The 22,100-nt window shown below is 52.5% G+C and carries 22 protein-coding genes and 2 pseudogenes; 12 read left to right on the forward strand and 12 right to left on the reverse strand.

The window, feature by feature from the left end; translation table 11 throughout:
• Window positions 1-84 precede the first annotated feature (84 nt).
• From Q0932_RS12645 to Q0932_RS12670, 6 genes and pseudogenes are all read right to left on the reverse strand, one after another.
• Window positions 85-360: pseudogene (locus tag Q0932_RS12645) on the reverse strand (IS6 family transposase); the annotation flags it as partial.
• Window positions 361-369: 9 nt separating this feature from the next.
• The gene (locus Q0932_RS12650; protein WP_299353452.1) at window positions 370-699 is read right to left on the reverse strand and encodes a hypothetical protein; all 330 of its coding nucleotides are present in this window, start codon (window positions 697-699) and stop codon (window positions 370-372) included.
• A 145-nt stretch (window positions 700-844) separates the two neighbouring features.
• The gene (locus Q0932_RS12655) at window positions 845-3,187 is read right to left on the reverse strand and encodes a mechanosensitive ion channel domain-containing protein (protein ID WP_299353455.1); all 2,343 of its coding nucleotides are present in this window, start codon (window positions 3,185-3,187) and stop codon (window positions 845-847) included.
• Window positions 3,188-3,555: 368 nt separating this feature from the next.
• Window positions 3,556-3,852, reverse strand: a complete 297-nt coding sequence (locus tag Q0932_RS12660; RefSeq protein ID WP_299353458.1) for a hypothetical protein — start codon at window positions 3,850-3,852, stop codon at window positions 3,556-3,558.
• 113 nt (window positions 3,853-3,965) lie between these two features.
• Window positions 3,966-4,739 carry a hypothetical protein gene (locus Q0932_RS12665; protein WP_299353460.1) on the reverse strand — a complete coding sequence of 258 codons (774 nt, stop codon included), beginning with the start codon at window positions 4,737-4,739 and terminating at the stop codon, window positions 3,966-3,968.
• Between the two features lie 231 nt (window positions 4,740-4,970).
• Window positions 4,971-5,483, reverse strand: coding sequence for a DUF805 domain-containing protein (locus Q0932_RS12670; protein ID WP_299353463.1), 513 nt, complete (start codon window positions 5,481-5,483; stop codon window positions 4,971-4,973).
• Between the two features lie 204 nt (window positions 5,484-5,687).
• On the opposite strand from Q0932_RS12670, the gene Q0932_RS12675 reads away from it, so the two are divergent.
• The 5 genes from Q0932_RS12675 (at window position 5,688) to Q0932_RS12695 (ending at window position 9,249) form a co-directional block, all read left to right on the forward strand.
• A complete protein-coding gene (locus Q0932_RS12675) occupies window positions 5,688-6,455 on the forward strand; it encodes a DUF1835 domain-containing protein (protein WP_299353464.1) in 768 nt (255 codons plus the stop codon).
• Between the two features lie 391 nt (window positions 6,456-6,846).
• The gene (locus Q0932_RS12680; protein ID WP_299353467.1) at window positions 6,847-7,626 is read left to right on the forward strand and encodes a hypothetical protein; all 780 of its coding nucleotides are present in this window, start codon (window positions 6,847-6,849) and stop codon (window positions 7,624-7,626) included.
• Window positions 7,627-7,668: 42 nt separating this feature from the next.
• Window positions 7,669-8,190 carry a hypothetical protein gene (locus Q0932_RS12685; protein WP_299353469.1) on the forward strand — a complete coding sequence of 174 codons (522 nt, stop codon included), beginning with the start codon at window positions 7,669-7,671 and terminating at the stop codon, window positions 8,188-8,190.
• 5 nt (window positions 8,191-8,195) lie between these two features.
• Window positions 8,196-8,519: a hypothetical protein gene (locus Q0932_RS12690; RefSeq protein WP_299353472.1), complete on the forward strand. Its 324-nt coding sequence runs from the start codon at window positions 8,196-8,198 to the stop codon at window positions 8,517-8,519.
• Window positions 8,520-8,637: 118 nt separating this feature from the next.
• Window positions 8,638-9,249 carry a hypothetical protein gene (locus Q0932_RS12695; protein ID WP_299353475.1) on the forward strand — a complete coding sequence of 204 codons (612 nt, stop codon included), beginning with the start codon at window positions 8,638-8,640 and terminating at the stop codon, window positions 9,247-9,249.
• A 97-nt stretch (window positions 9,250-9,346) separates the two neighbouring features.
• Here Q0932_RS12695 and Q0932_RS12700 read toward each other — a convergent pair whose 3' ends face one another.
• Window positions 9,347-10,093: a hypothetical protein gene (locus tag Q0932_RS12700; RefSeq protein WP_299353477.1), complete on the reverse strand. Its 747-nt coding sequence runs from the start codon at window positions 10,091-10,093 to the stop codon at window positions 9,347-9,349.
• 120 nt (window positions 10,094-10,213) lie between these two features.
• Here Q0932_RS12700 and Q0932_RS20575 point away from each other — a divergent pair.
• From Q0932_RS20575 to Q0932_RS12715, 4 genes and pseudogenes are all read left to right on the forward strand, one after another.
• A pseudogene (locus Q0932_RS20575) lies at window positions 10,214-10,324 on the forward strand (DUF805 domain-containing protein); the annotation flags it as partial.
• Window positions 10,325-10,343: 19 nt separating this feature from the next.
• Complete coding sequence (locus tag Q0932_RS12705) at window positions 10,344-10,721, forward strand: DUF805 domain-containing protein (RefSeq protein ID WP_299353480.1); 378 nt, start codon at window positions 10,344-10,346, stop codon at window positions 10,719-10,721.
• Between the two features lie 793 nt (window positions 10,722-11,514).
• Window positions 11,515-11,862: a hypothetical protein gene (locus Q0932_RS12710; RefSeq protein WP_299353483.1), complete on the forward strand. Its 348-nt coding sequence runs from the start codon at window positions 11,515-11,517 to the stop codon at window positions 11,860-11,862.
• A 306-nt stretch (window positions 11,863-12,168) separates the two neighbouring features.
• Window positions 12,169-12,714, forward strand: coding sequence for a hypothetical protein (locus Q0932_RS12715; protein ID WP_299353486.1), 546 nt, complete (start codon window positions 12,169-12,171; stop codon window positions 12,712-12,714).
• Window positions 12,715-12,770: 56 nt separating this feature from the next.
• Here the strand turns inward: Q0932_RS12715 and Q0932_RS12720 are convergent, their stop codons facing one another.
• The gene (locus Q0932_RS12720) at window positions 12,771-13,526 is read right to left on the reverse strand and encodes an SdiA-regulated domain-containing protein (protein WP_299353489.1); all 756 of its coding nucleotides are present in this window, start codon (window positions 13,524-13,526) and stop codon (window positions 12,771-12,773) included.
• A 511-nt stretch (window positions 13,527-14,037) separates the two neighbouring features.
• On the opposite strand from Q0932_RS12720, the gene Q0932_RS12725 reads away from it, so the two are divergent.
• The 3 genes from Q0932_RS12725 to Q0932_RS12735 all read left to right on the forward strand — a co-directional run bounded on the left by Q0932_RS12725 (window position 14,038) and on the right by Q0932_RS12735 (window position 17,091).
• Complete coding sequence (locus Q0932_RS12725; RefSeq protein WP_299353492.1) at window positions 14,038-14,718, forward strand: hypothetical protein; 681 nt, start codon at window positions 14,038-14,040, stop codon at window positions 14,716-14,718.
• Between the two features lie 266 nt (window positions 14,719-14,984).
• Window positions 14,985-16,160, forward strand: coding sequence for a hypothetical protein (locus tag Q0932_RS12730; protein ID WP_299353495.1), 1,176 nt, complete (start codon window positions 14,985-14,987; stop codon window positions 16,158-16,160).
• A complete protein-coding gene (locus Q0932_RS12735; RefSeq protein WP_299353498.1) occupies window positions 16,153-17,091 on the forward strand; it encodes a metallophosphoesterase in 939 nt (312 codons plus the stop codon). The genes Q0932_RS12730 and Q0932_RS12735 overlap by 8 nt, the downstream gene beginning before the upstream one ends.
• 5 nt (window positions 17,092-17,096) lie before the next feature.
• Here Q0932_RS12735 and Q0932_RS12740 read toward each other — a convergent pair whose 3' ends face one another.
• From Q0932_RS12740 to Q0932_RS12755, 4 genes are all read right to left on the reverse strand, one after another.
• The gene (locus Q0932_RS12740) at window positions 17,097-17,837 is read right to left on the reverse strand and encodes a hypothetical protein (RefSeq protein ID WP_299353500.1); all 741 of its coding nucleotides are present in this window, start codon (window positions 17,835-17,837) and stop codon (window positions 17,097-17,099) included.
• 601 nt (window positions 17,838-18,438) lie between these two features.
• On the reverse strand, window positions 18,439-19,914 hold the full coding sequence (gene terL / locus Q0932_RS12745) for a phage terminase large subunit (protein ID WP_299353503.1): 1,476 nt from the start codon (window positions 19,912-19,914) through the stop codon (window positions 18,439-18,441).
• Window positions 19,901-20,356: a DUF5681 domain-containing protein gene (locus Q0932_RS12750; RefSeq protein WP_299353505.1), complete on the reverse strand. Its 456-nt coding sequence runs from the start codon at window positions 20,354-20,356 to the stop codon at window positions 19,901-19,903. The genes terL and Q0932_RS12750 overlap by 14 nt, the downstream gene beginning before the upstream one ends.
• The gene (locus Q0932_RS12755) at window positions 20,349-21,743 is read right to left on the reverse strand and encodes a DNA methyltransferase (RefSeq protein WP_299353508.1); all 1,395 of its coding nucleotides are present in this window, start codon (window positions 21,741-21,743) and stop codon (window positions 20,349-20,351) included. Before Q0932_RS12755 ends, Q0932_RS12750 begins: the two co-directional genes overlap by 8 nt.
• Window positions 21,744-22,100: the final 357 nt, after the last annotated feature.

Raw genomic sequence — 22,100 nt, forward strand, 5'->3', positions numbered from 1 at the left:
GAAACCATCATACCAATGGAACCCAGGCCGATCATGCACTAACAATCAACTTGGACCCGTCAGATAGGGCTGCTCATGTCGTTCACCGTTGATTTTCACGAAAACTTCGTCGAGATGCCAACGCCAGTTCGAGTAGCATCGCATCCGGCTGACCCGTTTTCTGCGTATTTCAGCAGCAAACATAAGACCAAACCTACTCCACCAAAACCGTACAGTTTCATGGCTCACATCAATGCCCCGTTCGTGCAGAAGGTCCTCTACGTTTCGTAATAAGAGTGGAAATCGGACGTAAAGCATCACCGCCAAACGTATGACTTCCGGACTGGTTTTGAAGTACCTAAAAGGAGAGCATTTTGTCATCCGGCAACGCTAGATCTCCACCTTGCCCTTCACAACCGAGTTTCTTCTGACATCGCCTTCAAACCTCAGTTGCCCCCCACTCGCAGAATTTGCAATCCAGTCGGAATCAAAGACCAGTCCATCATGCGATCCAATTATTGGGTTGATTAAGGCGTTCGCAGGGTTAAGTACTCCGCCTAAAATGCTTCCTTCGATAAGAGTTCGGGCGCATCCCAAACTCAACCCAGGCTCGGACACCACATCGCAATAGCTTTGTGCTGTGGCGGGCACGGTACTGGTGAGGAAAAGACCCGTAAGTGCCGAAGAGCGCAGTAGTGCTGCTTTTATTTGACGTTTCATTCTGGCTTCCTTCGGACAATAACGGCTTACAAAGATTTTGCACTTGCCGCGGAAAAGAAAGCATTTTGCGCGCGCGCTCAAACTTGCATTACTAATGTTGCATTCACACATTCTACTATGGCTATAGGGGCTACAAGGTCCATTGTTATTCTTTAACCGACCGTTCTTGATCCGGTGTATCTTGTTTGACTGTAAGATCGCGCAAATTAACATCCCGTTGAGGAAAGGGAATCTCGATACCCGCTTTTGACAGGTCTACGTATATTCGAAACAAGAGGTCAGATTGCGTCGACAGCATGGTGTCGACATCGCGCAGGTAACACCGCAGCTCGAAATCCAGAGAACTATCCCCCAACCCGCGAAACAGCACACTGGGAGCCGGATATTGCACCAAACTGCCTTCATCGGCCGCTGCCGTTTCAAGAATTTCTTTGGTTTTCTCGAGATCGCTCCCGTAGGCAACACCAACGGGGATAATCAAGCGCCCCATGCGGGAAGACAGGGTCATATTCTTGACCGCCCCCCCAATCAAGTCCTGATTGGGCACAATGACGTCGTGTTTGTCGAAAGTTGAAATCTGTGTTGATCGAACTGCAATCTTTTTGACGATACCTGAATGGCCTGATACCTCGATCCAGTCCCCTTCGGCGATAGGGCGTTCAATGAGTAGGATGATGCCTGACACGAAGTTCGACACAATTGTTTGAAGTCCGAACCCAATGCCAACCGACAACGCCCCTGCCACCACGGCTAAGTTGGACAAATTCAGCCCGGCAACGGATACGGCAATCAGCGCAGATAAAGTCATCCCGACATAGCCAAGCCCCGTAATCAACGCATTCTGCGCACCGACATCCATCTTGGTACGGGGTAGGACAGTCTCGCGAAGGCCTCGTTGCATCCAGCGAGTGAGGACGACTCCAACAAAGAAAACGAAGACCAGTGAGAAAATGACGCCTAGCGACAAGCGAATTCCGCCAACATCTGCCCCCACAGTAAGTGTTCGCCAGACTTCTAAAACGTCCGAGGGCCGCGCGCCCCATGTGATTGCCAATACTGGCAGCAAAAGCGTGGCAATCAAAAGACCCACGAAGAATGGCAACAATGGCAGCGTCGTCTCGGTCTCGGCGCTGCCTTTACTGATCAGAGCGCGGATGCTGCCTGTTAAGATCGAATACAGGAAAAGTGCGATACCCAAACTTGCGGCGGTCATGACCATGGCGTCGGATATTTGCCTTGAAAGGTAGACATAGCCCAGCAGCACGAGCGGAACCGAGATAAGCGCCGCGGCGCGTAAAACGAAAACGATAATCTTGTTAAGGCTTGAAAAATCTTCAGTAGACGGCGACGCTGCCTGGTCGCCCGGCACAGCGACACCCAGCTTACCGGCATGCAAAAGGCCCGCTAAGCGCCATAACAAAACAGCGGCGACAACGATGATTGGCGCGGCAACAACCGAGATTGTTTCGGGGCTGCGAAATGAATCCGAACCCAAAGTTTCCGAGAACCGTTCGATCCCTTCGACAAAACCCAGCGCCTGACACAACCTTAAACCCGTTAGCGCCTTTTCATCATCCATCCGAAGCAATCTCCGGCTTGGTGCGAAAGGTGAAAATAACGTGTGCCCAAGCCAATTGGAAAACACGAGTAGGAATAGAATCTGCAATACAAATTGGCCGGCGTAGTCTGCTGCCGATGCCCTAACGCCAAGCACAGGCAAGATGCCTGCAATTGCGACAATTCCGAATAGTGGAACAATAAGGCGTGAAAGGCTCGACATTAAAGCCCAAAAGAATCGCAAAGCACCAGAACTGCCTTCGAATTTTTTGTCAAAGAAACGCCCAACCAATGAGCGCATATAAAAGATCAAAAACAGACCTAAAGTCCCAAGGAACCCGGCAAGAGATAGGCGTTCCAGACGGGCGTTCTTGAATTCCTTGCGGCTCATTGCTTCGGTCAACTCGTTGCCAGCGCCAGCACCGTAGCTCTCGATCTCGCCAATGCCTCTCACAATGGTGTTGGGCCAAAGGACGCTTGGGAAACGTTGAAAAAGTCTTTTCCGGTCTTTTTCGCGTATCAACTGATCCACCTCGTGGATGAGCAGTTCTACTTGACTCAGGCGGGCTTGCGCTTCGCGGATTGGTTGGGTTGCAAGCCTGAGTTTTTGTGCAAGCGCTTTTCTCTTTTGGGCCAACCCTTCAGTTTCCGCGCTTACATCATCTGCAACCGGCCCCAGTGCTGACAACTGCACCTCGATCACTCTGGCTTCGATGTTCCCGGAATCAACAATGTCAAACATTTGTTGCCGAAGGTCGTCCAAATCTTTCCGCAGCACGCTAAGAGCTTTAGCAGATGCTCGCCCAGTCTTCAGCGCTTCTTCGGCGCGTTGGGTCAGAGTCTCCTGTGCGCTAATGGCATCTGCGTCTTGCGCCAAAGCAACCGTTGTAGAGGACACAAAAAGAAGTATGGCAAATAGCAAGCGGCGCATGGTCGTCTCCTCAACGATCTCGGGGTGCTCAAACAATCTGGGGAAGAGACCATTCCTGTTCAGTCAAATGTCTACCTGTCTTGATTGAGGTGTCAATTCGCAGTAGCTGCAAACAGCTGTTCGTGCTGCACATTACTTTGGGCATACATGGCGTTCGGTTCCTGGTGGAACACAGATGGCAATGCAAGCGAAAATCACTCTTGTTTTCTTGGCCTGTCGCCCGTTGAATTTGGAAAATGTGTCTCTATTCCAATACAAGAGACATCAATTGGAACGCAGGACGTTCACTTGCCGGAACTCTTAATCAGCAACTTGCCGATCTAATGCGAAGGACGGGTTAGGCGCATTGCCCCAAACCGTCCAGCCTTTTAAGCAGAGCCTTCGTTTGTCAAAGACATAATGGCATCCGTAGCTCCATCACTATATGCGATGCACTGCCACGGCGCTGCATCCGGACCAACGCCAACTTTGACTAAAGTCCCCGCTTCAGAGAACTCGGAAGACAAAAGACGGACTTCACTGTTGCCGGTTGCCTGAGCAACCGCCGCTAAACAAGCTTTATCCGCAGGTGTAACCGATGACATCGCCGAGCCTGTATCTTCTACACATGCTGACAAAAAAGTGCCAACGATCACACAAGAAGCCAGTTTAAGTGCTGTGTTCATGTTTATTCCTTTTCTGGGTTTTACGAAGTTATTTTTGGTAGAACGTGTTTAATCGACGACGAAAACGATGGGGCCTGCAAAATTTAAGGCAGCATGCCGCCGAGACATCTAAGTCAATTGCATTGGTTGTATTGGTAGTCTCCGTATTCGAGCCAATTCTTGTTGCCATCTTTGAAAACGAGGAACTCGGACCGATCTTCTCCCAACAGCGCGACCACAAAACCCCGTGGCGGTTGTGCATTACCAAAGTAGCTATAGGCCGTCATCGCGCGCATGGTCTCGCCGTTGACTGTCACGATCGCGTCCCATTCGCCATCTGCCTTATCAAGAATCAGGTACTCGATCTGCCGCTTTACTTGGCCACCGCCGCAGTACACCACCCCCTCTGGGGCCTCCATGGTGTTGTTGCCTGTTCGGAGTGCAGAATCGCAAGAGGACCGCAGTGATCGAATCGCCTTGCCTGAACCCTTAAGGTCAAAAAGCCCATAGCTCACATCTTGATCCACCATGGATAGATTGAGGACGGCGTTGGCTGCAATCTGATCAAGTATGAACTGGTAGTCAGCTGAGTTTTGGAACACAACTTCGACAGGGTAGTTATCGACAATCCGCAGGGTGGCGTTCCCATGACCCGCTTGGAAAGATCCAACTTCTGTCGAGCCATTTTTCATAAACCTAATTGAAAGGCTTTGCTTTTTGACGATTTCTTCGCTGTCGGCATATCCAACAGGTGCAAAGCGCAATCGGTCACATTGCAATTCCAGCGTCATGTCGCCTGCCTGAACAAACGCATTCGGGGTCTGGCCACCGCTGTATCCCCATTCAGCAAATGCAGGTGCAGCGGAGATGCAAAACATTAGACATCCAGAAAGAAAAGTATTTTTCATTCTTAACTCCTAAAAAACTCCGACTAATGAGGTGATAACGGTTCTACAGTGTAGAGGTAAAAGTGATTGATCACCCGCTCCTACGACAGGGCAATCGCTTTTGGATTTTGATCTTGCCCAAACGTGAATATGTTAGGGGCGAACCGTGCGTTCTCGTTGGGCTCGTAGGCTGAAAATGGCGATTAAAGCGCCTATGGCGACCTGTCAGTTCCAAAACGATTTCCCCTGATCCTACGACGGTGCGCCATATTCATTCGTCCCTTCCTGTGAGGGGCGCGAAAGCCACCAGATCATCAAGACCGAAAGGACGAGTTGTATCGCGTACATGACCATCAAACCGGTTGCACCGAGAAAGGCTGCTGGTTCTTTCAAAGTCTCAGGGTCTTCAACGCCAGTTTCGAGCGCTGAAAAAACTGCAACCCCTGTCAGCAACATGAACATCATTGCGAAGCTGAAAGCCATTGGAAGCAAAAGGTACCATCCAGGACGACCTGTATCATGTAATCGGCGCCACCCTGCGGCAAGCATGGGAAGCAAAATTGCCAATTGGAAAACCGAGTTCAGCAAGTTCGATCCCTGTCCCGTTTCCGGATCAGTGCCAAAAAGGGCCTCACTGAGTACCGCCAACCCGACGCTGACAAGGACTACGAACAGAACAAACCACCAATACTCTGACCTCTGCGCGCGGCCCGAAAACACAACATACTTGGACAGGCAGGTCTTGACCGATTGCGTGAAACCCATTTTTAAACTCCTCGTGTTGCTCTCGCAGTTCTATTTTACACCCTGAAAGCTTTACGAAAAACAGCGGCGATGCAAGTTTCATGTGCAGATGGGAGGTTCAGACTGGGAAACCGAACGGAAAATGATTTACTTCAATCTGCGTGTCCCCAAGCCGGGATGTGTCCCCTCACACTTCAAGTCGAATTCTTAAGTCAAAGGTATCCAATGTCACAGCCCGCATATCTACATCTGGTTTTGGGAGAAAGTGCCGGAGGTTGTCTACGCGCGGCAGTTGCAACTTACGGCCTGACAGGGCACGTGCATGTGTTCGATGATGATCTGAGCCATGGTCCGTTGAACGACAAGCAAGTGCGGGCGGCGTATTTCGGAGCGCTTTTCCAAAACTATGGCCAGTTGCCTGACGATCCGCTTCCTTCACTAGCCGATTTCGACAACCTCTCAACCCAGTTGACGCAGGATGATAAACCAGAAGTTTGTGTTTGGGCGGGCGAGAATGCATCGGAACGGACGTTTCTGGAGATGGCATGTCATGGCCTGCGCGATTTCAAGGGCGCAGTGATGCGTGTCGGCGCGACAGGCCTGAAGTCACCTCCCTATATTGGGCCACAGACTCCGGCTTTATTGGCGCGCCTGTTTGATCGACGAGAAGAAGTAGACATGGCTACCCGAGCAGCACTTTCGTCGGCCTATCTGCATCAGCGAGACAGCGGAGCAACACTGCGCAAATGGGAAGCAGGCAAGATCATCGGGGTTTCCGATGACTACTATGACAGCCTGCTGTTGGCATGTTGTCCACCAGAATGGATTTGTGCCGCACACGTGATTGGTACAGCGATGGGTCGCAGCGATGAGCATAATTTGTTGAGCGATGTATTTCTGTCGGGCAGACTTCAGCACCTGATCGCGAAAGGCCTGATTGAGGCATCTGGTCCACAGACGAGTCTGCGAGACTATAGTGTGCGACTTACTTGACCCTTCCGCGCTTCACGGTACGCGCCTGATCATCGAAGGCGCCGTACGGCATCTGTGGTGGTGTCAGGCCAATTCGAACCAGTCTCTACAAGACCAACATCACTGTCCTTTATGCCGCGCAAAGACCGCGCCAAGCATTGTCAGATTAAAATCATTCGCTATACTTTTCGAGTGAATTTCGGGCTGGTTTCAATTTCTGATGTTTGGTGAAAGCCAATCAAATATGGAAATTTGCCCAATCCATAAAAGGATTGGAGCGGGAGAAGCGGCCTCACAAGTTTAATCTGACAGTGCCATCCGGAAGCATCGCAGCCCGAAAATTGTCTGGACACATGCCAAGAGTGTGAGGTTTTATTTGTACTTGGTTAGGACAAACGAAGGGGACCCAAAGATGCTCACCGCCGTACGACGTGTTCTGCCCGTGACATTCGCCTGCTTCGCAGCCGGCACTGCGGCTCAGGCAGAATGGAGCTTCAGCACGGGGATGTATCCCAACGCCTTCATCCAGACCGACAAGGCAACGCTTGAACTGCAGTGCGACAGAGTACGCTTCGCGCCCGCTGGCTACGAGGACTCTCAGGATATTGTCTCCAAGCAAGGTCTATCGTTTCGCTTCATGAAGAACGGCTCGACCGAGACCGGCGCATTCCAGGCGGGATCTGCGAACGCTGACATCTCGATCGTCGACAATTATCCTGTCGAAATCCAGTTCCTCGATCAAGGCGATTACAAATTCGTTCTGGACCAGATCGCACAAAACGCAGTTCTGAATCTTTCGATGGTCGGACAGGATATCACCTATGGGATTTTCTCTCTGAAAGGTTCGTCCGCGGCGATCAAGTCGCTGCGTGCGGCGTGCAGTTCCGGGGCGTCTTCGACTCAGACCATGGAAGCCCCCGAGGGCATCGTGTATTGCGGCGGCGGCGCCGTTCAACGTGTCATCGAATACGCCATTCTGGCACAGCCGGACGGCCAGTGGGATGCCATCGTGACCGTCAATGGTGAGACGACCCGCGCGATGACCGCCTACAGCTACTTTGGGAATTCCCAGCCACCGGCAGGCTTCCAGGTGGCACTCTTGGGTGAAGACCGGTCCGAATTTCTTGTCTTCAGCGATGCAGGACGGAACTGGCTCGAGTTCGGCGACTACACCTACGAACAGTGCAATTGAGCAGTAAGGTTGCGCAGGACAATCGAAAAGAGGGAGGCGGACATGAGCTACCGAGGCTGGAAGTTTTTCGAGCACGTCAATAACGGAAAATGGACCGGAACACTCTGTGTTGTTGCCGCGGCTTTCTGCGCAGCCTCGGCGAGCGCCCAGGATCTGTCCGATTTGCCCGGCCAATTGCTGGAAAAGGTCGAGGCCGCCCAACAGGCATGTTCGGATTTCGAGAACGGTCAGTTCGCCCTCGAATTCGGAGCTGTACAGCGCGTCGACCTTGATGGCGACATCTATAGGGACTGGGTTCTGAACGAAGCCGGGTTTGCCTGTTCTTCGGCAGTATCTCTCTATTGTGGTACTGGCGGTTGCATGTCTCACTTCCTCGTCGAGGATCGCATGTTCTCGCTTCTCAATCAGGGATGGGACATGGCGAACATCGGCCCGTTCCGTGTGCTTCTGGCGGACGTACACGGCTCGCAATGCGGTGGCATCAACCCCACGCCCTGTATCGTGGCCAACGCGTGGGATCCCGAGGAGAAAGTCTGGCGCAGCACTGTCGCACAGTGGGAGTAGAAAAGATGATCCGCCTCGAAAAGGTGATGTCCGTCATCGCTGGCTGCGCTGTTGCACTGGCCCTGACGGGATGCGTCGAAGCGTCCCCCGAAGTCGCGATCAGCGAACCAGACCCAGAACTGGTCTTTGTCCGCGGCTACCGCGGTACCGGGGACGAATGCCAACTGGTCGGCGAAACCGCATTCACGGTCGATTTCCTCGACGATGCGGCCGATCTCGTGGCCTGCCCGACAGGAAGCGCTGCGATGTCAAGCCTGATGTCCGAAACCGGGGCGCCGATCGTCACTCAAACCAACAGCTTCACGCTCTTCAGTATTGGAATCCGCTAAACTGGAGACAGAACAAAGACGTTGAGCAGTCCGCAAAGACGAAGATTGCAGAGTAAAGGGCAAAAAAGTGATGGCAGCGAAACGCGTTGGTTGTTTTCTTTGGGCCGAGAATTGAGTGATGAAGATCATGATTTGGATATTGCTCGGCCTGTTCGTGGGAGCTTGCTCCACTCTTTGGATAATGAAGCAACGCGCTCATTGGCTGGCTTCCCTCGAGTTTCAACTCAATCCGCCGCCCGTACCAGCATCAGTCCTTACCGCAATTCGGCAAGCTGAAAGCAGGTCGTATGCACAAAGATCATTTCTTCGTCGACTGATGGAGGAGGCGCAGGACGTCCTAGTTTTTGCTTCCCCCCAAACGGCGTACAAGATGAACTTTTCCGTTGGCCGATATCGGATCAAAGCGAGTAGTATCGAGGCAATCCTGCCTTGGGCCATTGCGCAGCGTTTCGTCGTTCTTCAGGACACAAGCCCAACCGCCTTTGCTCACGCACTCGCATATTTCGCGGAACAACCCGCACTGAATGACTGGCAAGCGGCAACGTACCTCGAATGGCTTAAACAAGATCACCCGTTGCTGGCTGACGATTCGTGGTCGGATATAGCGGTAAAACCGGCACTCGTCGCAAAGCTTTATTCCGGCTACATGGGTGCAGGCGGAACCTGGGATGATTGGCGCGAAGACCTTACCCCGGGACCGGTTGCCGTAGAACGTTTGCGTTTGAAATAAGACCCAGTTTTGAGCGAGACTTTTGCATGGCCACAATGAATTGCTAAGTTTGGTCGTTGAGATAACACTCAAGGCTACGCGAAACGAACTGCCTCGCTCAGTCCAAACGCCGCCAGCTTGGATCGAGAGCCTTTAGCCTTTGGACAGTTCCCGCACCGTGAGCCGCGCCATAAAGCACAACAACACTCCCTGAAGCAATTTCGATGGCCTCCGCCAGATGCTGGTTTCGCCAGTCGATCGTGACCCGCGTGATTTGCGTTACATCCGCAGTCGGCATGACAAATTCCCCGATCGGAGTGGTCAGGTTTTCCTCGCTGATCTCGAGAGGGCCAATCAAGGTTTCATATGCATCCGCAAGCTCCGCCACCGTGAGGTCGACGTTGACATCCTTGCCTCCAGGAAAGCCTAGGAATTGCGCGTTATCCTGCGCCACCAAGCCACCGGATGCATTCTCCGCGTAAAAGGTTGGTGAGGGAAGAAAGCCAAGCATAGCCCGCGCCCTGCGCTTGTCGTCAAGCGTAGCATCATCAAAGTCGATGAACTCATAGAACAGATCCATGCCATGCGCTTTGAGGTGTTTCACTTCGCCCGCCACGGCTTCATAGAACGCGGGCTCAGCTTGATGGATCATCGGAATGAAGTGGAGAGATCTTGATCCGTTTGCGAACGTGAATACCTTCGCGCTGGATGCCGATCCATCCACGTAAAACTGTTCCTCGGAGAGCACGTTTATGTCGCCTTCTGGCCCTTCTGGCAGGGTCCCGGGAGTGACGTGCTGAGACGCTCCTGCAAAAGATACCCAAACGGCCATAGCTATAGTTGCGACACCGGTTCTCAAAAACATCTCACATTTCTCCTTTGGCCGGTGGCGCCCGCCCGAGTATTGGCAGAAAGCCGGTACTCGGGCAAGATCACGAAGAGCCAATCCAAGACCGGCCACGTCTCCGGCGGCGGGAGGGAAAAAATGGGATTTGCAACTGCAGTTCGGACTTGTCTGTCTAAGTACGTGTCGTTTTCCGGCCGGGCATCGCGCCCGGAGTATTGGTGGTTCCTCCTATTTGTGGTGCTTAGTTCCATCGTACTCGGAATACTTGATGGAATTTTGTTCGGTGTGGACACAGAGACTGGCGAAACCCAAGGCGCTTTGGCAACTGGCTATGTTCATTCCGCTTCTTGCGGCAGGTTGGCGTCGACTACAGGACACCGCGCGACCCGGCTGGTACATTCTCTTACCAATGCTCGTGTCACTGGTTTCCGTCGGCGGACTGTTCCTGGGCATCTTCACCTTTGGGGTCATGGAACAGAATGTCGCCGATCCTGACAGCCTCCGAGGACCGGCCGCAGTGTTGGGTCTTACCGGTTTTGTCGTGATTGCAATCGTTCAGCTTGTGCTGACCCTTTTGATGCTATGGTGGCTGACACGGCCGTCCGATCCAAGCGCAAACGCTTCTGGTTCGCCTGCGGCAAGCTGATCCATCCAAGATTTTGGTGATAGACTAGCAGGCCCAATCTGAGCCTCAAAGTTTCCCAAGGTTGGGTGGATTGTGATTCCGTATCAATGGCTGCTCGGCCCGCACTGCCGTCGTACGCCCGACTTGTCACGCTGCACGGCGAACGAACGGCCGGTTTGGCGAAGCTGCGTTGCGGCGGGAACGCGCTCGGGGGAGCGTCGCGCTTGACCCACGCCATCACCGGCTACGTCCGCATACCGCGCATTGCACCAGTTCGAGTGAAGCGCAGCAATCGTCGCGATGGGCTCATAGCCGCCATTCGCCGCGTTTCGTTTCAAGGTCTGCTATGCGGACAAAGCGACCGTTTATCGTTTAGTGGTCAATGACAACTCAAAGCCCATTGCTGCCATTGAGTTGAACCTCCGGATGTCGCGGTACGGCCCGCCATGCAAGCACATTGTTGCAACTGCGAAACCATGCAATTGGTGAATTTGCACAACGCTGACGAAACAGGTGGTCAGGGAGTTGGCGCCAAGGCCACATTCGCGTGGTTCACGGTCGCACTGAAAAGCGTCATCGGCAAGAAGCGAACACACGTCGCATTTCAAGAAGTCTTTGCTCGTGAACCAAGCATGATCTCGCGGTTTGAGTTCTTACAAACATCAGAAAACTCATCTCCGTTGCCCCGAATTTTAATGAAAGGCAGTCCAGCTTTGTAACCGAGATCAAATCCACAAAGATCCACCAGAAAGGCTGTTCTGATACGGTTTTCGTACTAAGCTTATCGGAAGAAAAGGTCGCGAAAGGAAATCTGATGAAACTAAAGTGCCTGACAGCCGTTCTGAGCCTCGGCTTAATTGTCCCCAACTTTGCACTCACTGCTTCTCCTGACCCTGTAGAGTTGATGAACAACTGTGAACGCATAGCTTCCGGGCGCCTCGGCGTTCCCGCGGAAGACGTAAGGGTTGACCTGCAAACTGCACGAGTTGATGGTTCAATTCCTGTCAATGGTTTCGTTATGGGTTACGATGGCAGTGAGTTGACGTTTCAATGCAATTTTGACTCAAAAGGGAAACCAGGTGATTTTTGGAACTCAAAGGACATTGTCGGTTGCCCTGGCGATTTGTCTGAAGCGGACCGTTGGCTGTTTCCAGGATGCTGAGTACCAGCGACAAGCCAACTGTTGGACTCGCACACTCTTGAAGGAGTTTGGCTGATGCATTTTGACTTGGCACATGCTGCGATCATCGTGATCGCGCTCTTGCTTACAAACCTTGCACTTAATGCCAGTGGGGTTGTCGGAAAAGAAGACGAAAAGCGCTGGAACTGAAAACGTTTCCTTGCGTATTTCGTGGTGGTTTTTGTAATCAATCTTGTTTGGCCTATCTAACTCATCGTAACGTCAAAGTATCTGTCTGCCTCTAAAAAGGGGGGCGACATTTGGCAATCAATGAACGGAGAGACTTGAATGAAAAAGATCATCGCGACATTTGCCGTGTCTGCCATGTTGGCGGGACCTATGGCGTCCACCTCTGCCAACGCCCTAAGCGACGACGAAAAAAAGGCACTGGCTGCAGCCGCAATTCTTGGGATTGCTGCTCTTGCGCACAACAAAAACCACTACCACGAAGGCTATCAACCGAAAGATGCGGACTCAACGGCGCAGTTCGAGCGGGGCTATCGGGATGGTCTGCACAATGAACGATATGACTCACGGCACAGCGGCGAAAATTACGCGCAAGGTTATGATGCCGGGCAAAAAGAGAGACAAAACCGTTTGTCGCATAAAACCAGAGATGTGCACGGGACCAAAGTTCCCACTGCAGCCATTCGCAGTTGCAAAGATGAAGTTGCATCCAGTTTGAATGTGGGCAAGCACGACGTTCACTTAATCAAAGCCGGTCAGGAAGGATCTGACAATTTCTACATTGAAATGGCGGCAGGTCATAAACACTTGATTTGTGGATCGAGTGGTGCAGGTAAAGTCTTCAACTTGCGCAACGGGCGCCTCTAATGCGCTTACAATTGGGCGAGGGGTGCGTCCGTGCATCCCTTGTTCCGCGAGTTGATTTACTCGTTGATTAGGGCCAGCCTAATAAAACTTGATTTCTTCCCAGCGTCCGAAACCAGGAACAACTCACTACCGTCCTCATTAAGTGAAATCCCTTCAATACCTTTTAAGTCCGGCAGCTTTCTTGTGTGAGGCACAATTTCAATTCTTTGGGCTGTCTTTGACTGAAGGTCATACAAAAAAACACATTCGCCGCGGTCACTGGCCATCCATAGGGCATTGCGGTTGGAATCGTAAAATAGCCCGGAAATGTCCAATTTGTGATCCTTGAGACCTTTGACATGGAAGCCAAGATCCTTCTTCAAGACCGTATGGTCAACAATGCGGTCAAGATCAGATGAGATCTCCAGTAGCACCCTCGGCTGTCCTTCTTTTACGACAAAGACGCGTTGGCGAGCGCGGTCTACAGCAATCCCCTCCAGACCCTTGTTTTGCGCATTTGATGCAAAGTGCTTCGCCACGGCATCAAAACCTTTGAGCTTCGAAATCGGCAAACTATGCGGGCTCCCCGTTGCGTTTGAGTTCAACCAAACGAGCGAGTTGCTCTGTTCGTGGACCATCAAGACAATCCCGCTGTCCCATCCTCTGGCGACGCCTTCTATACCTCGTATGTCGTGAGAAATGGCGACCTGTGCACTTAGAGTCTCGGCTTGCAATGCGATCAAAGCAGCAGTGCCATCGCTGACAGTCCAGAAAAGTCCGGGTTCTTCTCTAGCATCCAGACCCGAGGGTTCCGCCAAGCCTGCCTTGGGCATGTAAAGTGTTTCCTGGGATAGGAACTTTAAGCGCGGCGCCTCATCTGCGGCGGCAAGTGTAGCACTAAGAAACGCAATACAGAGAGAAGCTAGATATCGCCGCAATTTGAACCTCGCCCAGACGTTAGTGGTAAAAGCCACTGGTTGAACTATTGTCTTTAAATGTAGAGAAAACCGCAAAGATGAAAGAAAGGCTACCTATCTTGTGAGATGCCTTGTCGCAAAACTCTTTTTGAGCATGTATCTACTTGCCGTGTTTTTGTTTTTAGTGGGCCACTTTGGATGGTTCGGTCAGGCGCGTGACCCTTTATCCGGAGTGTTTTTGGTACCACTCGGAGCACCTTGGGTTTTCATCTTTTCCAGGATGCCAATTGAAGCTCCGTTGCTGGTGGGCCTGCTGAGTCCGTTGTTGAACCTTGCTCTGATAATCTCCCTTTGCAAGTATCTCAGGAAGAGATGAGAGACTTGTCCTGACCAGATCCCAGAAAGAGCCCGAACTGGAGAATGCACCATGAAATCTAGAATCCAAAACTTGTTCCGTGCCGGCGTCGTAGTCCCCGCTGGTCTGTTGTTTCTTGGGTTTGCCCAACCTGTACTGGCGTCAGAGTTCACCGATCGAGATGCCGGGCTGAACAAAAAACAAATGTTGGCAAGAACAGGTGACGCATCCATCGAAGGTATGGCCTTCGTCAGGCCCGTGCTGAGTGGCGTACTCTATCGTGGCGGCTTTCATGGGGGCGACAAAAGCAGATCTGGCCTGAGCGGCACCCAACGGACAGAGCTTTGCGAAAAGGGTTTTTCCAAAGCGTTTTATGCGGATTTTGGGACCAAGACCAAATATGGGGACACCACCTGTTCCGAGGGCAAGTTGAGTTACGCCAAGGCGCGATCCTCCAGCCCGTCCACCGTGATGAAATCCATTCACGAGGTCATAGAAAACCCGCAGAAAGGACCTGTCATGGTACATTGCATGTGGGGCGTTCACGCCTCCGGAGCGCTCTCGGCCATGGCCTTGGTTCAGTTTTGTGGTTGGTCCGAAGATCGCGCCAAAACCTATTGGAACGAAGCTAGGAACAACGCGCCTTGCTCTGGGGGGTGTGACAGCTGGATCGACGGAAAGTTCAAGAACTTTGAATTTGACGCGGCTCTGAAAATCTCAGACGCCCAGAAAGCACAGATTTGTCCGAAATGACTTTTCCGAGTACAGCCCGATTTGCAATCGTGTTTGGTGTCAGCTGGATGCTCGCAGCCGTGAGCTGGGCCAGCGAAAAAGTTCTCGGGAACGCGACCGAGTTCAAAAGCCCGAATGGCCTTAATGAGCGGTGCATCGAAATTGAACGCATCCCCGGCGGCCATTTTCACAAGAAAGATGCCGAACAAGAGGCCGCCTACTGTGGGATTGATTTCTATGCTTCAACCGTCGCGCTTTGTCCAAAGACCTGGAGCACAAGCCCAGGTATGATGGTCTATGATGTCAGTTCGGGCGAATACGAGAACAACCGCGAAGGGTTTGAACGCAAGGCATGCCGTGAAGGCAAATCTGCCAGCCGACATGCCGAAGATGTGCTGGCGAAGTACAAAACTACGATGAATGCGAAAGGAACCAGCGGGACATTCGCTCCTTCTTCGCTGCTCTACTACCATTTCTCGCGTTACTTCGACATGACGGTCAAAGTACCCGTCGCGGTTTGGCGATCAATGGATGCGACCGAACATCATGAAGAGGTGGTAACAGCTGGCATGGTACTGTCCAGCGGGAAACACGGTGGCCGAATGAACCACGCTGGCTGGCAAATGTACGCTAACGCGGTGCAAAACCCAAAGGCCTATCATCCGACGGATGATCTCTTCACAGCAGACCGCAAGCAGGTATATGGCGTGTTGGTGTCCAGTCCCGGCCATAGATACGGATCGGAGATCAACGGCACGCGCAAGTCCGGATGGGGTAAGGGGCAAAATCTGGACTTTCAGGAAACACCTGCTTTTCTCGCCCTTCGTTCAGACAAGCCGTTGAAGCAGGCCATTGCTCATGGGCTGAAAACAGGACGCAAAGACAAGCGGATTAACAAAGACCTAGGACCTGATGTGTCAGAGCAGCAAATGGTTTTCTGGATGAAGGAGCTGACTGAAATTGTTCTGTTGGATTTTATTTTCAGCCAACAGGATCGTGTCGGCAACATCGATTTCATCCCGCATTATTACTGGGTCGAAGACGCCAAATTGAAACACAAGAAAGCCAACCATCACAAACCAGGTGATGATACCGTGCCGGAGAGCGCGATTCTGCTGCACCGCACTAATTTGAATGACAACGACGCGGGCGGAAGAGTGGCCTATGCCAACTACACCAAGTCCACGAAGATGCTTGAAAAATTGCGCCATATGAACGGCCAGACCTATCAGCGGCTGATGGCTCTTGATGCGGATTTCAAATCTGACGGGCCTGTAGCGCGATGGCTCGAAACCTCATTGGGTTTGGCAGAGGCCGAAATCAAACAGACCCGCAAGAACACGGCGCTCGCCGCGGATATTCTGCGTTCCAGTTGCGAGGCAGGAAACCTCTTGTTTGATCTCGACCCTGAGGCGTTTTTTGTAACTGGATCCAGCTCTGCTAAGGACATTGCATGTGATTAGACCTGTAACGCTCTGTATTGCACTGGTTGTCTACCTCGCTGGGTTTGGCGCGGTGATCGGCGAACCTCTGAAGGTTGTTGTCATATCCGACTTAAACGGCTCTTACGGGTCTGCGAGCTATGCCCCACGCATTTCCGTTGCCGTGCGCCGCATTGTCGAACTTAAACCCGACCTAGTGATTTCGACCGGCGATATGGTGGCTGGACAGGCCACACCAAACCTAAGCGAAAAACGAGTGCGAGCCATGTGGCGCGCGTTTCATGCTACGGTCAGCGACCCTTTGAAAGAGGCTGGCATCCCCTTTGTCGTGACGCCGGGAAATCATGACGCGTCGGCTTATGGTGGTTTTGAAAACGAACGGCGAATTTTCGAGGAAGAATGGAGCAATCGGCGCCCGGACCTTGCGTTTAGCAAGTCTGGTTCCTTCCCCTTCTTTTATGCATTTGATCTCAAAGGCGTGCGTTTCATTTCTCTGGATGCAACGACCCTCGGTGCCTTGCGCGGAAATCAAATGGATGCGCTCGCAAAACTGACAAAGGAGAAGAAAACGGTCGTCACGTTCTCACACCTCCCTCTCTGGCCGGTTGCCATCAATCGTGAACGCGAGATTATTGGGGATCCGATGCTGGAGGAACTCTACAAGAAGACGGGCGTTGACCTTCACCTTTCGGGTCACCACCACGCCTATTATCCAGCCCATAAGGATGGTGTCCTCTATGTTGCCCAAGCCTGCTTGGGCAGCGGCGCACGGCGTCTAATTGGCACATCAAAGCGCAGCGCGAACGCCCTTACCTTGGTTGAGATCGAAGATGGAAACATAAGTATCAGCGCCCTTGCAGCACCTGATTTCAGAAAAGAAGTTCCGCTCTCATCACTGCCTAAAAAAATCGTTTCGCCATGGGCAACGCTTACCCGGATTGACCTTCCTTAAAGCCGTCAACTCTCAACCCGGGCCTGCACCTCTTGCGGCAAGGCATTCAGGATTGCGCCTTCAAACTCTGTTTGTGGCAACTTGGCCGGGGCTTTGACCAGGATTCGAACACTCAATTTGGCCGGATTGCTAGTCCGATTGATGAGAGCAACGTGGTACTTGCTGAGAACTTCCTCGACCGCCTCAATCGCGGTCGAAAGTACCGCGTCATCGTTGCCCTTCAAAACGATTTCGTATCCTTTTGATTGCCCACTGAACCAGATTAACCCCCAGCCCACTATCGTCAAAAGCACCGCGCTGAAGGACAACCCCAAACCAACGGTCAGCCCCAGAAGCGTCACGAACATGACCTGTACCGTGTCTTCGTTTTTGTCCATTGAGTTGCGGAAACGCAGGAGTGCGCCCATGCCAAAGACCACAAAGCCTATAATGTATCCATGATGGACAACTAGAAAACCTACTGCCATGCCAATGAGACCGTAAAGCAGGATCAGAAAGGGTTTGGACAGATCTTCGACTGTCTGCCTGTCCCTCATGCGCTTGGGATGCCATGCCAAACTAGCGGCCAGTGCCAGTGCCAGCGCAATATCCAGCGTAAAAGCGAGTATTTCTACAGGTTCAGCCCAAAGCAACTCGCCCTCAAGTGAAAGGTTATCACTCGGCGTCGGCAGCACTTGTGCGCTCACACCCAACGAAGTTGTAAGTATCCCTACCAAGGCCCCAAATAGAGGAAATAAAAAAACCATGGTGCCTCCTGTTTGTCAGCTGATCTTGCGGTCATCTTTGCACCGGCGCAACCAAACAATGGCTCGGCAAATCATCAAGAACAAATGATCTGAAGAAAGATGCCTATGTCGCTCTATCAAATCCATTTGGTTTGTTGGAAGTGTTAGCGTCCCGGCTTTGGATAGTGGCTTACCCGGTCCGGCGAAGGTCTCGGGCAATTTTAAGGCAATTGCCTGATGGTGCAACGTCATTCCGATTCCCAATTTGAACGCGAACCGCAGCGCAGCCGATTTTGTGCAATCAAACCGGTTTTTGGTTGCCCTTAACACCATGGCTGACACAAAACCCAATTTTAACGAGACCAAAGTCTGCTCTCTGTGCTTTGCAGTGCTTAGAAATGGATGCAGCAATCCTCATTTTGGGCTCATAGTCGCCATTCGCTGCGGCCGGTGCCAAGGTCCGCAGTGGGCCGTTAGCAATCAAACCCGGCAACTAAGCTGTGTTCGACAACGGCGGTATCGCCCTCTCGATTTGAACCTTTCAAACCGCCGACGTCCTCATGGGCATTGCTTTAGGCAGAACCCCCTGGCGTCTTCCCGGGCTGCGTGACCGACAGCACCCTTAGCGCCTTTGACGCTCCCTACGCCGCTCGCGGCGTTGGACATTAATCGGGTGTTCACGCCCAAGGGCCCGATTGAAGCCGTTTCCTTTGGACCAGTTCAAGAACTGGCTAAAACTATCCACCTGGTCATCATTACGCCCGCGTGGAAAGGACTGGAGTTCACGCTTGAAGGCAGGCAGCCACGGAGCATCTGCCGGCAAATAAACTTTGCCTTCTTCCACCGGTGCACAAGCCGATTGAAAGCGTGTTTCCTTGTCTTTGTCGGGCCGGACGCGCTCATAGCGGCGTCGATCATCCCGGAACAACTCGTCCAACAGAGGTCTGCCGGTCGCGGCATCCTCAATCAAGACACGGTCTGGATCCCACTGACCCACCAACTGCAAGTTCTTTGACTTGAGATCGGGATAATCAAGCTGCCCACGCCAGACATCAAGGAGGTACCATGCGTTTTCTCTAAAACCCCAAGTCGTGCAAACCGAGAAGTCAGATCTCGGATCCGCTGATGTGCCCGTATCCCAACTTTGAACGACCAATTGATACCAGTTGCGGGCTTCTGCCCGATCATAGGCGTTGAACCATTCCCAACGAAGAGGGGATCCATCAGGCGCAATTGGGTTCTGCTGATACTGACAGTTGAAGATCGCCGAGCCCATTTCACGGCGCATTCGATCAAGGGTGGTTTGGTTGAGGCGCGAGGCAAAAAGAAGTTCACCAGGATTGCGACGGTGCACGCGAGTGGCGCTCAATGGGACCACTTCCGGAACTTCAGCAATCGCAGGCAGGTTCAGGTGGCGATAGGTGCCTTTGTCCAACAGGTACCCCGGTGGATCCATCTCATGCAGACGCTGAGCCACCATCACAACACGGCCCTCAGCAGGATTGTCAAAGCGCGACAGCAAAGTGCCTTCAATGAACTCCTGAGCCCGGGTGAGCTCCGCCTCTGAGTTGGCATCACCCGCCTTCAAAAGATCATCAATGATGATGTAGTCAGCCCCATGCCCCGTCACCGAACTGCCAATGGAAACAGCCTTGCGGCTGCCGCCTTTCGTGGTCCGGATCTCTTCAGAAGTGTTGCCCTTCTTTGCCAGCCGGGTCTGTGGAAACATCGCTTGATACCAGCGCGTAGCCATTACACGGCGACAATCTTCGGAATGCTTGCGCGCCAGATCAAGACCATAGCTCGCCACAATGATCTTGGCCGACGGATAATGCCCCAGCAAAAAGGCCACATACGCGACAGCCACCGTTACTGATTTCAGGCACCGGGGCGGGATGTTGATCACCAGGCGTTTGTTCCCACCCACACGCACGACATCAAGCTCATAGCACATTGCGCGCACGTGCCAGGCGGGCTCAAACTTGTCATTTGCCCCATGATGGAGAGTGTCAAACACCTTCCACACGAACGGAAAGAAGTTCTCCCTGCAAATCTCACGAGACGCCTGCAGGATCATTTTTGGATCAAGACTCTCCATCAGCCATCTCCCAATGCCTGAGGTGCTCACCTTCATCTTCGCAAGCGGGCTCTTCAGTTGCCGGCTCATCTGCAAAAAAGTCCCGCAGAATGTCATAGTCGACAGGCTTAGGCTCTTCCGTTGCCATCTCGGTTTCGGCGCCGTCAGTCTCAGCACTAAAAAGCTCCAGATCGAGCTTGAGAATGGCCATCTGTGCTTGCTTGTCTCCCTTGAGCCCATTGGCCATAAGCTGCTTGGCCATCGCCTCCGCTTTGGATATGCGAACTTCACGATTGCCTTCGCGCACTGTAATCTTGCTATTCAGTTCACGTTTCAGGCTGGCGCGGACGCCTTTTGCCCCTTTCGGACGCCCCTTGGCATTGCCAGACTGGCCCTTCTTAAACTGGCCGCTCTTGGGTGGTTTGGCGTAGCCCACCTCATAATCCTTTTTCTGATCAGACATTGGCCAACTCCTTATCGAGTGTCTGTGTTGTTTGCGCTGCACGCTCATCAAAGCCCTCGCCCGTCTGAGCATGAACGGCTTTCTCACCGGTCATTGCCTGCCAGCGGCGGATAGCAACATCAACGTAAAGCGGATCCAACTCGATCAGACAGGCCTTGCGGCCGGTCTTTTCCGCGGCGAGCAAAGTGGCTCCTGATCCACCAAATGCATCCAGCACCACATCGCCGCGGTGGCTCACATCCATGATGGCATCCACCACCAGCTGCGTTGGCTTCACCGTGGGGTGATCGGCCAAATCCGCATCGCGCCCTTTGCCAAAGCTGTTCACGCCTGCGTAGTCCCAGACATTGGTGCGATTGCGCCCATGTTTCCCCAGTTCCACATTATTGACGTGCACGGCACCAGGATTCTTAAAGATGCAAATCATTTCATGTTTGGAACGATAAAGGCTGCCCATACCGCCATTGTTTTTGTTCCAGACGCAGAGGTTGATCAGGTCCAACCCACTAGCTTTACCTTCGCTGATCAACTCTTCAACGTGACGCCAATCCATGCAGATCATCACAACGGCACCCTTAACGAGGCGCTTCACCAAATGGGTAATGCTCTCCCGCAAGAATGCGCGGAACTCGCCATTGGTCATTTCGCCTGATGCCATGGCAAACTCACGGTGTTCGCTGGCATTGCCGGAACGCACATGGCCCTGCACAGGAACATTGTAAGGTGGATCCGTGAAGACCATCTTGGCTTCGGCACCATCCAAAGCCCGCTGGAAACTGCTGCTCTCAAGAGAATTGCCGCAAAGAATGCGGTGATTGCCAAGCGTCCAAATATCTCCAAAGCGGGTCACCGCTGGCTTTGTCTGATCCGGCTCTTCTACAGTTTCACAGGTTTGGGGCGCGTCTTCACCCACTCCGCCAATGATGATGTCGATCTCCGGCATTTCAAAACCGGTGACGCCAAGATCCAGATCAAGCACGCCGTTCAGGCTAAGGTCCATTAACTCGGTCAACTCTATCTGCAGGGCTGGCTCATTCCAGTCCGACAACTCCGCCAGCTTGTTGTCGGCGATGCGCAAGGCACGCACTTCTGCATCAGACAGATGATCCACCACCACAGTCGGGACAAAACTGAGGCCAAGGGCCTTAGCGGCCTCATAGCGACCGTGCCCCGCAATAATCACATCGCGCCCATCCACAAGGATCGGGGTGACAAACCCAAACTGCGCGACAGACGCTTTCAGCTTGGCAATCTTCTTTGCGCCATGAACACGGGAATTGTTCGCATAAGGTTTGAGGGTGGATATCGGAGACTGAATAACTTTATCAGCCATCCAGATGGTTTGCGAAGCATTGTTCGCGTTGTTTTTCTTAGGCAGGGTGCGCATTTGGCGTCTCCATTCGATCGAACCGCAACAGCGGCAGGTTTCAAAATGGATCGCTGGATACTTAGGAGAGAGCATACGATAGCAACTCCCCGGATTCAGCAATCCGGTTCGTTACCCCTTCGAATGCTCTCTGCGGGAATATACCTTCCCTGTGAGTGCTGCCTAGGGAACCTTTTTCGTTCCCCCTATTAAGCAGGGTATGCAAACAGAATAGCCATCAACAAGACCGCACGCAACCCCAAATGAACAAGAAAGAAAAAGGTAACCATTTGATTTGTTGACAAATAAATCGATACACGACACCGATCGCCGCCCTGCAAACTGACGCAAATTCGCCACTGCAGAAAGAACTGGACT

Source organism: uncultured Shimia sp. (assembly GCF_947498095.1).
Classification (GTDB): domain Bacteria; phylum Pseudomonadota; class Alphaproteobacteria; order Rhodobacterales; family Rhodobacteraceae; genus Shimia.